Source organism: Pseudomonadota bacterium (assembly GCA_026390555.1).
In the GTDB taxonomy this organism is placed as follows: domain Bacteria; phylum Bdellovibrionota_C; class UBA2361; order UBA2361; family OMII01; genus OMII01.
Window position 1 is genome coordinate 1 of record JAPLFS010000030.1, and the last position, 12,870, is coordinate 12,870.

The following is a 12,870-nucleotide window of genomic DNA, read 5'->3' on the forward strand; positions in this document are numbered from 1 at the left end:
GCTCCGCAAATCGACCCCTGAGGGGTTGTTATCACCCCCACCGCATTGCTGCGCCAGCAGCTTGCGCTGCTGGACGGGCTCCGCAAATCGGCCCCTTAGGGGCTATTGAGTGTCATTACCGTAAGCGCACCTTTATGGCTCCCATCGCCCGAGCTACACCGGCGTTCTATTTATAGCCAGTTGATCATCCGCAATGCGCAGCGAAATGCCTGCGAGAGGAATCTATAGTAAGGGGAGGTCAACTTTTGGCCCCTTCTGTTTGGAACTAGCAGCATGCACACCGTCGCACTCTTTGGAGCAGGAAAGATCGGAGAGGCCATCTCGGCTCTTCTCGGCTCGTCAGGCCGTTATACCATCAGGGTGTGCGACGGCAGCCTTGCGCGCGCGCAATTGGTTGCCAAGGGCTGGGGTGCCTGCGAAGCGCATCAACTACAGCTCTCAGATCCAGCAGCTCTAAAGCAGCTTCTTAGTGGGTGCTCTCTTGTAATCAGCGCGCTTCCATTCTCCTGCAATAAAACGGTTGCACAGGCCGCTGCCGATCTCGGTATTCATTACGCCGACCTGACCGAGGACGTTGATGCCTCGCACTTTATCGCCAAGTTATCGACTAATTCCAACTCATGCTTTATCCCACAATGTGGAATAGCACCCGGTTTTATCAGTATTGCTGCTGCGCACCTCGCTAAGCTCTTCGATACCCTCGACACCCTGAAGATGCGGGTCGGAGCGCTTCCGATCTATCCAACCAATCGCCTTAAATACAACCTGACCTGGTCAACCGACGGACTTATTAACGAGTACTGCAATCCATGCGAGGTAATTCAGGATGGAAAGATGCTCATGGTTCCGCCCCTTGAGGGATACGAACACTTCTCACTCGATGGAGATGAGTACGAGACCTTTCACACATCAGGGGGGCTTGGCACCCTCTGCCAAACCTTAAACGGGAAGGTGCGCGAGCTTAACTATAAAACCATTCGCTATCCTGGACACCGAGATCTGATGGCGTTTCTCCTAGAGGATCTGAGATTTCATGACGACCGCGACACTTTGAAAAAAATTCTGGAACGAAGCCTTTCAACCACCACTCAGGACAAGTGTATGATCCTAGTAGAGGCAACCGGCATGGATGGTGGTCGATTCCGCCAGAAGACCTATGCCAGCACCGTCTACAACCAGAGCATCGCCGGACGACACTTCGGCGCGATCCAAGCGACCACCGCTGCTGGCATCTGTGGTGTAATAGATCTCTTACTGGAGGGGCGCTTTAAAGGAAGAACTGGCCTAATCAAAGCCGAAGATATCTCCCTAACAGATTTTCTTAATAATGAATTCGGAAAGATCTTCCGCGACGATAAAGCTTTACAGGGGATCTCCTAAACAACTACCCCCTATCCCAACACCCTGGCAATCTTGTCCAGCGCAAAATCAAGATCTTGGCGTGAGATTACAAGGGGCGGAGCAAATCTAATGGTCTGTGTGCGGGTATCCTTGCAAAGCACCCCTTCGTACTTAAGCTTCTTACAAAAATCCTTCGCAGTACCGTCTGCTGGATTGATATCGATGCCGATCATTAGTCCACGTCCTCGCACCTCTTTTATAGTGCGGGAGTTTATAGCTTTGAGTCGCTCGATAAAATAAGCACCCTGCTCTGCTGCATGCTCGTGCGGCTTCTCTTCATTTATAATCGCAATAACCTCGCGAGCTATCGCGCAGGCAAACGGATTCCCACCAAAGGTGCTGCCGTGAGTTCCAGGGGTAAAGACCTGCATAATGTTGCGGTTGGCTGCGATGCAGGAGATCGGGATAATTCCCCCTCCAAGCGACTTGCCGAGGATGTAGATGTCCGGATGAACCTCTTCGTGCTCACACGCAAAAACCTTACCGGTACGGCATAGTCCAGTTTGAATCTCATCTGCTACCATCAGGACGTTTTTACGGGTACAGATCTCTCGAAGCTGTCGAATAAACCCGTCTGGCGGAATAATAATGCCCCCCTCTCCAAGGATCGGCTCAAAGATAACTCCCGCCGTGTTCTCGTTTATGGCCTCCTCAACGGCACTCGCATTGCCGTACTCGAGGATCTTAAACCCCCCGGCGAATGGCCCAAACCCACGCTGGCTATCAACAGAGGAGCTAAAACCAACTATGGTTGTCGTTCGTCCGTGAAAGTTATTTTTAAACACAACTATCTCGGCATGGTTCTCTTGTATGCCCTTTACCTCGTAGCCCCACTTACGCACAGCTTTAACAGCGGTCTCGACAGCCTCCGCTCCTGAGTTCATGAGGAGCACCTTATCCATGCCGCACAGCTGCGCCAACTCCTTACAGAGATGGGCTACTGGCTCGGCATAAAAGGCGCGGCTGACAAGGGTTAGTGTATCAAGCTGTTGATGCGCCACCTTTGTAATGCGCGCATTACAGTGCCCAAAGTTAATTGCGCTATAGGCACTTAATAGATCGATGTAACGCTTACCATCAACATCCTCAACCCAGGCCCCATTACCGGATCTTATCACTACCTCAATCGGGGCATAGTTCTGCGCCGAGTAGGTTTCAGTCATCTCAATTAGCTCTTTGTAATACATAGCAATCGTTACTGCTTATTTAAAACTTCGCAAATCCTGGATAACGTGGGAACGGAATTACATCACGGACATTCTGCATCCCGGTGATGTACATTAGGAGTCGTTCAAAACCCAATCCGAAACCAGAGTGTGGCACCGTTCCGAATTTTCTTAGATCTAGGTACCACCAATACGATGCCTCATCGAGCCCCATAGCACGTATCTTGTGCAGCAACACATCGTGTCGCTCCTCCCTCTGCGAGCCTCCAATGATCTCTCCTAGCCGCGGTACAAGCACATCCATGGCACGCACGGTTTTTTCATCCTGATTGAGGCGCATGTAGAAGGCCTTTATATCCTTGGGATAGTTCGCAACTATAACTGGCCCCCGCACATGCTCGTCTGTTAGGAAACGCTCGTGCTCAGACTGCAGGTCTATGCCCCACGAAACTGGATACTCAAAAACCTTGCCACTGCCCTGAAGAATAGATATAGCTTCGGTATAGTCAATTATAGCAAATTTTGATTCCGATACAGTCTGAAGATTTTCAATGTGTCCAGGTTGCACCCACTCCTGGCTCGCCAGAAACTCGATCTCACTTGAGCACGTTGCTAGCGTCTGTTGAATCACGCTCTGCACGAACTCCTGTGCAAGCGCCATGTTGTCCTCTAGCTCATAGAAAGCCATCTCAGGCTCAATCATCCAGAACTCAGCGAGGTGGCGCGTTGTATTTGAATTTTCAGCGCGAAAGGTCGGTCCAAATGTATAGATCCTTGAGAGGCCGGTCGCGCACACCTCACCCTCAAGTTGTCCCGATACGGTCAGGCTCGCTGGCTCTTTAAAGAAATCCTGTGCGTAATCAACCTTGCCGTTTAATATCGGAGGAGCGCTTGGATCGAGCGTTGTAACGCGAAACATCTCGCCCGCCCCTTCGCAATCCGCAGTGCTGATAATAGGGGCGTTAATGTAAAAGAATCCGCGCTCCTGAAAGAATTTATGAACTGCAAAGGCTGCCGCAGACCTAACGCGCAGCACCGCACCTATAGTAGCTGTGCGTGGACGGAGGTGCAGCACCTCGCGCAGAAATTCAAGGGAGTGCTGCTTTTTTTGTAGTGGAAATTGCTCTGGGTCAGACTCGCCGATTAACTGCAGGGATTCGACCTGGAACTCGTACTTCTGGCCCTTGGCTGGAGAGAGTATTAACTGCCCTGAAACACGAATTGAAGCTCCGGTCGAGAGCTTGGCAGCAACCTCCTGGTATCCAGCGAGGTTCGGATCTATAACGAGCTGCAAGTTTCCAACAGAGGTGCCGTCAGACAGCTCTATAAACGAGACCCTCTTCGACTGGCGGTGGGTCTTTATCCAGCCACCTAACTCCAGCGCGCCCACTGGGATACGATCCTCAAGGATCTCTCGAACAGCTATTAACCTTGCCATATAGAATCCTGACAATATGGAAAAAAGAATCGGGGTGACAAGATTCGAACTTGCGACCCCTAGTTCCCAAAACTAGTGCTCTAGCCGGGCTGAGCTACACCCCGATACGTCTTTCCATTAGATTAGATTATATGCTCTTACGTTTAGAATCAAGTTACTATTGTGGTATTTAGGGGGTTTACGAAACATCCTGGGCTGAACTTCGATTATCACACCAATCTATTACGTTCATTATCAGCCTGCAAAAGCACCATGACACCAAAAAGCCTGGGCATCACCCTAACCTGCTTCGCCATCCTGTTGATTGGCTACCTCTTACAACAGCCTGAGCCGCCGATAACCGCGGTACAAAAAAGAGCTCCGGGCAAGCGATCAGAGCTAAAAAAAGCCGTGAACAGCGAGAAACAGGCCCCCGAGATCGAGCACGCCGCAGTCAAGCCTCCCCGACCACCCCTGCGACCGCCCATCCAGCCACAAAATACGAAGGAGCTGCGCGATCCCTTCCAGCCAAATCGTTATCGATCATTAAACCAGAACACCTCCACACTGCCTGCCCTTGAGCGCCTTGAACTCTCAGAGCTACGACTCGTTGCGATCATAAAAGATATTGAGGGGGTGAGTGCGGCGTCGGTCGAGAATAGCTCTGGACTCGGATTTATGATTAGAGAGGGCACTAAGATCGGCCCACGGGGCGGATACGTTAAACATATCGGTCGTGATATAGTCACCGTTCTTGAGCCGGTCAGTCCTCAAGATCCTTTATCAAGAGAGATAAAGGAGCATCAACTAGCTCTTCGTTCAGTCGCAGTCTCTCCCCTACCGTAACCCTCGGACCGGCTCTTGTGAACGTCCGACCGGCTGATCATGCGAGCGCACAAATGCGCCACCCTCATGAATGATATTGCTCAGTCTATCTAGGGAGCGATAAGAGACCGCCTCAGCCACTATCTCCTCATTTAACTCATCCTGCTCGATCAGATCTGCTATGGTAATAGCAACCCGCAACACGCGGGTGTAACCACGTGCACTCATTCCCAAACGCTTCATCGCCTCACCTAGGAGCGCTCGTGCCCCTTGAGTTATCCTTGTCTGCGTACGCAGCGTCGCATCGTGCACCTCGCTGTTAAGGACCCCATTGCGTGCTATCTGCCTATCGCGAGCAGCAAATACCGCTGCTGGTGCGATCGCTTGGCTGCGCATCTGTCTCGCATCTGTCCAGACAAGATCGTCAACATCAACCGCTTCAAGCTCTACGTGCAGATCAATTCGGTCCAAAATGGGCTGCGATAGCTTAGCTAAATAATCCCGGATAGCGCGATGCGAGCACCGGCACCCCCCAGCCTTTGTACCGAACCGTCCGCATGGACAGGGATTCATCGCGGCTATTAGCTGAAATCGGGCTGGATAATTAATAGACGCTTTGGCGCGCGCCACCTGGACCCACCCCGTTTCAAGAGGGGAACGCATCGCCTCAACCGTGCTACGCTTAAACTCAGGAAACTCATCTAGGAAGAGCACTCCACGGTGCGCCAAGCTAACCTCCCCAGGCCGTGGCATACCTCCCCCACCGATCAAGCCCGCATCGCTTATAATATAGTGTGGCGAGCGAAAGGGGCGCAGGCCAGAGAGCACCGGCGCCGTGGCCTGTCCAGCGATGCTATGAATTCTAAGCACCTCCAGCAGCTCGTTCGGATTCAGGGGCGGGAGAAGCGACGAGAGTCGCTCGGCCAACATACTCTTGCCACACCCTGGGGGTCCAATCATAAGGAGGTTGTGGTTTCCCGCTGCCGCGATCGCCAGAGCTCGTTTCGCCGCGCCCTGCCCAAGCACATCATCTAGGGTTTTTACTGCAACCTGAGCCTCAAAGGGCGCACGCACCTTATAGCATGGCTCTTCATCCCCCTTAAGGATTCGGATTGCCTGCGCCAGAGATCGTACCCCAATAACCTTAATCCCACCTACAACCGCCGCCTCTCCACTATTTTCTTCAGGCACAATAATACAAGAAATTCCCGACTGAACCGCCGCAAGCGCGTGCGCCGTTACACCCGGACTCCTCTTGACCTCTCCAGTAAGGGAGAGCTCCCCAACTATAGCAACATTTTCTAAAGCCCCTTGTGGAAGGGCTCCGAACGCCCTCGCCAACGCCAATGCAATTGGAAGATCGAACGCCGCGCTCTCCTTCTTAATCTCTGCTGGGGCGAGGTTTACCAGAATAATTCCGGGGGGATTGAAGCCGGCGTGTTCAAGCGCCGTAAGGATACGCTCTCGGGATTCCCTCACAGCCGCCCCTCCAAGCCCAAGGATAGTGAATCTGGGAGGAGCCCCATCTCTAACGTGAACCTCCACCTCAACCGGAACGGCGTCTAGACCTACGATACAACTTGAATGTGCACTAGCGAACATATCCTCTCTATTCGAAGTATTGTCTAAGTTGTTGCGCCACGAGAAACAAACACAGTCCCTAACATGAGAATAGCTACGGTACGGCTTGTGCTACCTTTACGGGACACCCCCAACCGGGGCTCTGTATTAGTTAGTTAGAGCCTTATTGCGGCAATATTTTCCACGAGTTGCATGGCATCTGAGATAGAAAGTAACGATTCCATTAGTGAGATCTGGCAGAGAATTCCCCCTGAGGAGCGGCTTGAGGTGCTGGCCTCTGCCCAGGCCAGGGGGATCCAGGCCTCCCTTTTACTACTTATTATGACGGGCAGCGCTGCCCTTGGTCTACGCGTGCCATGGGTCTTTTTCGGCAGCTTTCTGCTGCTTCCATTTGTATTCCAGATCGCAACGGCAAAGGCCTGGCACATCCTTAAACCACGCTCGATGCTTGAGTACATTACAGCTCGCTCGACCGCTCGAATCTATGCTTCATTTGCACAGGCCAGAGATCTCGATCTGAGCATTATCTTGCGGGGTGAGCTTGAACCGGTGAGCTCAGCCGAGACTATTGAGGGCCCTCTAGATGCAACCCTTGAGAGCCCTAGCCCAGTACCGGTCTGGGTTTCTCTCTTTCCGGACACTATGGTGATCGCCTCAGAGAGCCCTAGCGGAGCTATCCTTGAACTATCACATTCGATCCTCAATAACTTTACGATCTCAGCCGAGGGCTTCGATCTCTCTGAAGGGGGTACTAGGCGACTTATCATTGAGATCGAGGGGCACCCAGGCAAGATCTCTAAATGGCACCTTACAGGCCCCCATCCATCTGCGTTGCTGGCGTGTGAGAGACGGGCACACGGTTTTATTGCAAAGCATAAAAAAACCGTAGATGCGAAGGGGCTTACACACCAACGGAAAACAGCACCTCTTGGTCTTAGCGCGGCGCTAGCGTAACGGCGTTTCCATAAAAAAGATGCCCTATACCGTTACTAAGAAGCCTTTTTAGACATCCTAACTTCAGGCTATAATTTGCCAATTCTTAGGCGTATTCTATTTATGAAATTATTCAGCGATTTATTTAAGAGAACAAGCTCTTTTGTACGAACCACCGCAGCTGTGCTGCTCTGCACAATTGCGCCCCTAAGTTTTATTGTACTTATCAACTCCGCTCAGGCTGAGCGCCAACTTACAGGTGCAACAACCCTCTCCTCCAAAGATCGTGTCAGCATTATCCTCGATCGCGAACGGGCCGATGATGGTACCTACGTCGTTCTTAAGGTCGTACTTCCCAAGGATGTTAAGATAGATGCCTTTATGCTCCCTAGCCCGCCCAGGATCGTGCTCGATCTGGATGGTGCTAGCGTAAGAAAAAGCGAGACATTTTTGGCCCCTACTAACGGGATCGTTAAGCAGGTACGACTCGGATCGCACCCGGGCAAGTTACGAATAGTAGTCGATCTACTGCGGGCCGAGGCTCCAAAGTATGACTGGAAGGCAGGCAAGCGTCAGGTGATCCTGCGCATGCTAGAGGAGGCAGCTGAGTCAGTGCCTGCTCCTATTGCACCATTAGTTCAAGCCTTATCTCAAATCGAACAATCTGAGGCCCTACCCGCCAAAGACTCCGGAGCTCTAGATAGCTTAGCAGTTTTACCGCAACTCCCTGCGGGGGCTGATGTCGCTAGCGCTCCATCAGAAACACTTGGTTTAACCGAGCAGATAGCTACTATTGAGACGCCTGCGTCAGATAAAAAAGTCTCTGAACTAACTGCTCCAAAACAGGATGAGGTCGTACTTGAAAAAGAGGTGCTACCTGAGCCAATTAAGGAGCAAGCTCTGGATCTAGGCGGCGCGAAGCCTGTGGTAGATAGTAAAGCTGCCGCTTCTAACCTTGCTGCAATAGAGAAAAACGCCGCTGCTCCGCAAGCTCCAGCTGCAGCCATAAAGATAATCGGCTACCGCTTCGAGTACATGGAGCCGAACAAAACCCCGGTACTTAAGATCTCCCTTAATTCAGACAAGGCCAAAGCACAGATCAGTAAGGTCGATGGCATGACCTATAAGATAGTTATTCCAACCAGCAAGCTTGCCAACGAGGATCTAGTTTTGCCGCAATTTCCACCCGCAGATTTTGTCGGGTTTATTATGGTTGTAACTGAGGAGGTGTCGGACTCGGTTGAAATTACCGTTAGCGTTGAGGAGGGCACCTCAATTACAACCCTTGTACGGGGTGATGAAATCTGGGTGCAGCCCCCCGGCGTATAGCGTATCGATGCTCGTAAAGGGTAGCCTCCCTTTGTTCTAAAGGGTATCGTAACTATTCATCCAATCAGATACGTGTACGTTAGTCCCTATCAAGGGGCGAGTTTGCGGAGCAAACTGGGGTGAAAACAATAACTATTCACCCCTAAAATAAGCGTCCCCGATCAGGGAACGTCAAGAAAGGTGGTGTCCTTAGGGCCGATCGCAAGATCGAATCCTTTTAACTCTCGACAAGTTGATACTGGGGTGAATAGTTACATGAAGATTGCACTGATCCAAACTGATATCGCCTGGAATGATCCTGCTAAGAATGTAGGGGCATGTACTGAACTAGCAATTCAAGCGGTCAGTCAAGGGGCGGAGCTCCTCATCTTTCCAGAGATGTTTACCTGTGGGTTCTCACTTCCAGAGGGCGAACTGGCTCAGGCTAGCGCCGCAAGCGGCCGCTCCTTTCTACTCTCAACTGCTAAAGAACATGCTGTCTTTACGGTCGGCTCACTTCCAGAGGTTAGCGCAGAGGGCGCGCTTTTCAACACCGCTTATCTCTATCGACCAGATGGTTCGTTTGAAAGCTACCGCAAGATGCACCTCTTCTCCTACGGAGATGAAAGCCCCAGATACTCCCCCGGAGATCAAACCCTTTCGGTAGAGATCGGTAACCTACGTTGCTCAATCTTTATCTGCTACGATCTGCGCTTCCCCGTTCCATTCCACCAACTCGCCTCAAAAACTGACCTATATATCGTTGTGGCTAATTGGCCCGCAGCGCGGCGCGAACATTGGCTTACGCTCCTAAAGGCGCGCGCCATCGAAAATCAAGCATTCGTTGCCGGCGTTAATCGTGTTGGTGAGGGTAATGGACTTCAGTATAGCGGTGATTCGGTGCTCTTTGCTCCCGATGGTAGCGCTCTTACAGAGCTCTCCTCAGCTCAATCCGCAATCGTACACGAGCTAGATCTAAATCAGCTCTTATCGTTGAGAGAGAGATTTCCTGTGCTCCGAGATCGACGTTCAGATCTATATGAAAAGTTGTCGTAATGGTTACCACAAAAACCACTCACCCTACCCCCCTTTCATGGAAAGGGGTTCCTCATCCAATAAGTGTGGGTGGGAAGCTACTGGATGATGGCATAACTATGGGCGGCAGTTGGAAGAAAAGCCGGTCGAAGAATGTAAGATAATGGATGCTGAATCCCTACGCCGGAACGTGAACCGCTTCCCGCGCAGGGGTTTTCCAACTAATGTACCCACACTTATCGGTGAGGAACCAAAACTCCTACGAGTTTTTTGAGCAGCTTGACGGCCATGCTGTCAAAGCTGGTTTTTAAGGGTTAACCGGTATCGGAGCGGGAGCAGGTAACGGGAAGCGGTTCACGTTCCCGCGCAGGGGTTTTCCATCTAATGTACCCACACTTATAGGTGAGGAACCCGTTTCTTTGGCCCCTCATCCAAGCCCCTTACGGCACAAGATTCTAGGCTCTATTCTAGCCCCATATTTTATGGAGAATACTCTGTAGCTGCGCTATATCCGCTCAATCTTTAGCGACTCGCCAACGAGCTTAAGGAGTGATCCTTTGCCGTTAATACTTGTTTCAAGCACGACGTCCTTCTCCCATAACTTGGCCACATGCCGCAGGGTTTGCTCCGCGTACTCTAGTTGTAGATCTCGACTGTCGTGGTAGTGCTTAAGGTACAGGATTCTGTTCTTACCGAAATCTGCATCCTCCACCTTAATACATGGAATAGATCCGGTGCCCACACTCTTAATAAGGGTCTCGCGCATATCCTTCCAACTCCCCTCATCAGCAACCTTCGTTACGATCCGCTCCTTGCCACGGCGCTCATGCTGAAAGAGGTTAAGCTCCTCCATAATATCGCGTGTAAGAAAGCGCCTGAGGAAGGATTGATCACGATCCGCCTCACGAACCTCAAAGATCTTTCGTCTGCCTGGGGTATCGTTCTCATCCTGGCCCTCTGTTTTTACGGGAGGCGCGCTATCATCCCACTCGCGCCCGGTTTCCCCTGCATTCCAGCGCCGCTCAATTTCATGCCACAGTACAAACCCTAAATGGTATGGATTGAGCCCGCCAGGATGTGGGCGTAGCACCTGATTATGGCGCACAAGAAACTCAAGATGCATACCCTGCGGCAACTTAAGTTCGTTTAAGAGCTTATGATGCCAATAGCTGGCCCAGCCCTCATTCATGATCTTTGTCTCCATCTGGGGCATGAAGTAGCGGGTCTGATTATCTACAATCTGAAGGATGTCTTTCTTCCACTCACTCAGGTAGGGATTATACTTAGCGATAAACTGCAGTAAATTCTCCTGGGGTTCTATCGGAGTTTTGGAAAGATCCGGCGCGATATACTGTTGTGGTGTATGAATCTCTCGCCAAGGATCGGGGGTGCGCTGCGCACGCTCCCAGGCCGCCGTGCGCTGCTCCTCCTCTGAAAGCTGCTGAATTGCAAGATTACGCGATCGTTGATAGCAAACAGCATGCGCATGATCGAGAACAGCCTCAACCTGCTCAACTCCAATTGAGGGATCCTCCATATAGCCGCTAATGCGCCTGGCCTGATTCTTAAAGGTCTCAAGCACGTGGTGCGCCTCTGTGCCGGATGTAAATGTAAAGTTATTGGCGAAAAAATCGTTATGCCCATAGACGTGCGCAATAGTGAGAACCTGCAGCAGTAAGGTATTATCCCGCATCAGATACGCTAGACAGGGATTAGAGTTGATCACCATCTCGTAGGGAAGACCCGACACTCCGTAGTCATACATGGTCTTTTGTCGCTCGTAAGATTTACCGTACGACCAATGTGGATAGTGCGACGGCATGCCGGTATACGCCATGTATCCAAGCATCTCATTGTGATCGCAGATCTCGAACTCCTGCGGATAGCAACGCAGCCCAAAACGCTCTACAAGCGCCTTAATTTTCTCATCCCACTCTGCAAGCTCTTCTACGTTAAATGACATAAGCTCCTACGGTGCAGCCGATGCGGCGCCTTCACTTTCACCAAAGACCTTACCGTGCGCCGAAACGCCGCTGGCCCTGTCCTTCATAAGAAAGCTCCTAAAGCCCTCCCAGAGGTCCTCTTTCTTCTCAATTGTTATCATGTGAAAGTTCGGTGCCTTAATCTGACCAAACACCTCCAGCATGCTGCCGCTGTAATAAGCGCTTCCAGAGGGCTTAATCTCTCCATACCCGAAGAGGTTACAGACCTTACAAAGCTCCTCTGCTGCTTGCAGCGCACGCTCGTTATCTGAGTAGAAGTTATCACCATCCGAGCAGTGAAACGCATAGATGTTCCATAGCGAGGGGTGATACCTATCGTTGATAATATCAAGAGCCTTACGATAGCCAGAGGAGATATAGGTTCCTCCAGATTCTACCTTATGGAAGAAGTCCCCCTCGGTAACCTCCTTGGCTTCAGTATGGTGCGCGATAAATACGACCTCTACATTCGTGTATTTCTGCCGTACGAATTGAAACAGAAGAAAATAGAAACTTCTCGCTAGGTACTTCTTTACGGTCCCCATCGAGCCCGATGTATCCATGATACAGAACACCACCGCGTTTGAGGTCTCTTTACTAGTTGGCGCGATATGGAAGTAGCTCATATCGTCCTTATGGAATGGAAAGCGCTGCTCCTCATCCTCCATATCGATTTCGCGACTGCCCTTAATGGCGCGCAATCGCCGCACCCGGTTACGAGCCGTGGCGCGTTTGTCGAGGCGTGGTTTGATTCCTGCTTTTCTGTGCCCTTTGCGCTTACGAGCATCATCTGAGATGATCTCTTTAAGGGATTTCTTCTCAAGCTCTGGCAGCTCAAGATCGTCGAACATAATAGCGATTAGCTCCTCTAGGGTGATATCGGTTTCAAACGCGTCGACACCAGCCTGACTACCGGCGCCCTGCCCTGGTCCCTGCCCCTCCTGTCCAGAATCGACCACATCACCAGGCTTCTGATTGCCATCTCCCTGAGCTGCTCCAGGAGAGTTATCGCCATATATAAAGCGATACTCCTTTATGGAGCGGATCGGCACCTTGATGATCTTGTCTCTATCGCGGCCAATAATCGACTCTTCAGCGAGAATATCGCCGATATTATCGCGAATAGAGTCCTTAATCTTCTGGCGATGCCTGAGGCGATCGCGCGCGCTCCTGTCAGAGCGCTGAGATGTTGGCGTGTAAGATCTAAAGATCGTGGACATCA

At 51.3% G+C, this 12,870-nt stretch carries 10 protein-coding genes and 1 tRNA gene; 5 read left to right on the forward strand and 6 right to left on the reverse strand.

Annotated elements, in window-relative coordinates; all coding sequences use genetic code 11:
• The first annotated feature begins 273 nt into the window (after nt 1–273).
• On the forward strand, nt 274–1,380 hold the full coding sequence (locus NTV65_03405) for a saccharopine dehydrogenase NADP-binding domain-containing protein (protein MCX6114251.1): 1,107 nt from the start codon (nt 274–276) through the stop codon (nt 1,378–1,380).
• 11 nt (nt 1,381–1,391) lie between these two features.
• On the opposite strand, the gene rocD is transcribed toward NTV65_03405, so the two are convergent.
• The 3 genes from rocD to NTV65_03420 all read right to left on the reverse strand — a co-directional run bounded on the left by rocD (nt 1,392) and on the right by NTV65_03420 (nt 4,109).
• Nucleotides 1,392–2,588, reverse strand: coding sequence for an ornithine--oxo-acid transaminase (gene rocD, locus NTV65_03410; GenBank protein ID MCX6114252.1), 1,197 nt, complete (start codon nt 2,586–2,588; stop codon nt 1,392–1,394).
• Nucleotides 2,589–2,607: 19 nt separating this feature from the next.
• Nucleotides 2,608–4,005 (reverse strand): asparagine--tRNA ligase, encoded by a 1,398-nt coding sequence (gene asnS / locus NTV65_03415; protein ID MCX6114253.1) that lies wholly within the window; start codon nt 4,003–4,005, stop codon nt 2,608–2,610.
• A gap of 29 nt (nt 4,006–4,034) precedes the next feature.
• Nucleotides 4,035–4,109, reverse strand: a tRNA-Pro gene (locus NTV65_03420).
• 148 nt (nt 4,110–4,257) lie between these two features.
• Here NTV65_03420 and NTV65_03425 point away from each other — a divergent pair.
• Nucleotides 4,258–4,830, forward strand: coding sequence for a hypothetical protein (locus NTV65_03425; GenBank protein MCX6114254.1), 573 nt, complete (start codon nt 4,258–4,260; stop codon nt 4,828–4,830).
• Here the strand turns inward: NTV65_03425 and NTV65_03430 are convergent.
• The gene (locus NTV65_03430) at nt 4,822–6,411 is read right to left on the reverse strand and encodes a YifB family Mg chelatase-like AAA ATPase (GenBank protein ID MCX6114255.1); all 1,590 of its coding nucleotides are present in this window, start codon (nt 6,409–6,411) and stop codon (nt 4,822–4,824) included. The genes NTV65_03425 and NTV65_03430 overlap by 9 nt on opposite strands.
• A gap of 171 nt (nt 6,412–6,582) precedes the next feature.
• On the opposite strand from NTV65_03430, the gene NTV65_03435 reads away from it, so the two are divergent.
• The 3 genes from NTV65_03435 to NTV65_03445 all read left to right on the forward strand — a co-directional run bounded on the left by NTV65_03435 (nt 6,583) and on the right by NTV65_03445 (nt 9,687).
• Entirely contained in the window at nt 6,583–7,344 is a 762-nt protein-coding gene (locus NTV65_03435) for a hypothetical protein (protein ID MCX6114256.1), read from the forward strand.
• A gap of 102 nt (nt 7,345–7,446) precedes the next feature.
• Nucleotides 7,447–8,652, forward strand: coding sequence for an AMIN domain-containing protein (locus tag NTV65_03440; protein ID MCX6114257.1), 1,206 nt, complete (start codon nt 7,447–7,449; stop codon nt 8,650–8,652).
• A gap of 255 nt (nt 8,653–8,907) precedes the next feature.
• On the forward strand, nt 8,908–9,687 hold the full coding sequence (locus NTV65_03445; GenBank protein MCX6114258.1) for a carbon-nitrogen family hydrolase: 780 nt from the start codon (nt 8,908–8,910) through the stop codon (nt 9,685–9,687).
• 484 nt (nt 9,688–10,171) lie between these two features.
• Here NTV65_03445 and NTV65_03450 read toward each other — a convergent pair whose 3' ends face one another.
• Together NTV65_03450 and NTV65_03455 are read right to left on the reverse strand one after the other, a co-directional pair.
• On the reverse strand, nt 10,172–11,629 hold the full coding sequence (locus tag NTV65_03450) for a SpoVR family protein (protein MCX6114259.1): 1,458 nt from the start codon (nt 11,627–11,629) through the stop codon (nt 10,172–10,174).
• Between the two features lie 6 nt (nt 11,630–11,635).
• Nucleotides 11,636–12,868 carry a DUF444 family protein gene (locus NTV65_03455; protein MCX6114260.1) on the reverse strand — a complete coding sequence of 411 codons (1,233 nt, stop codon included), beginning with the start codon at nt 12,866–12,868 and terminating at the stop codon, nt 11,636–11,638.
• Nucleotides 12,869–12,870: the final 2 nt, after the last annotated feature.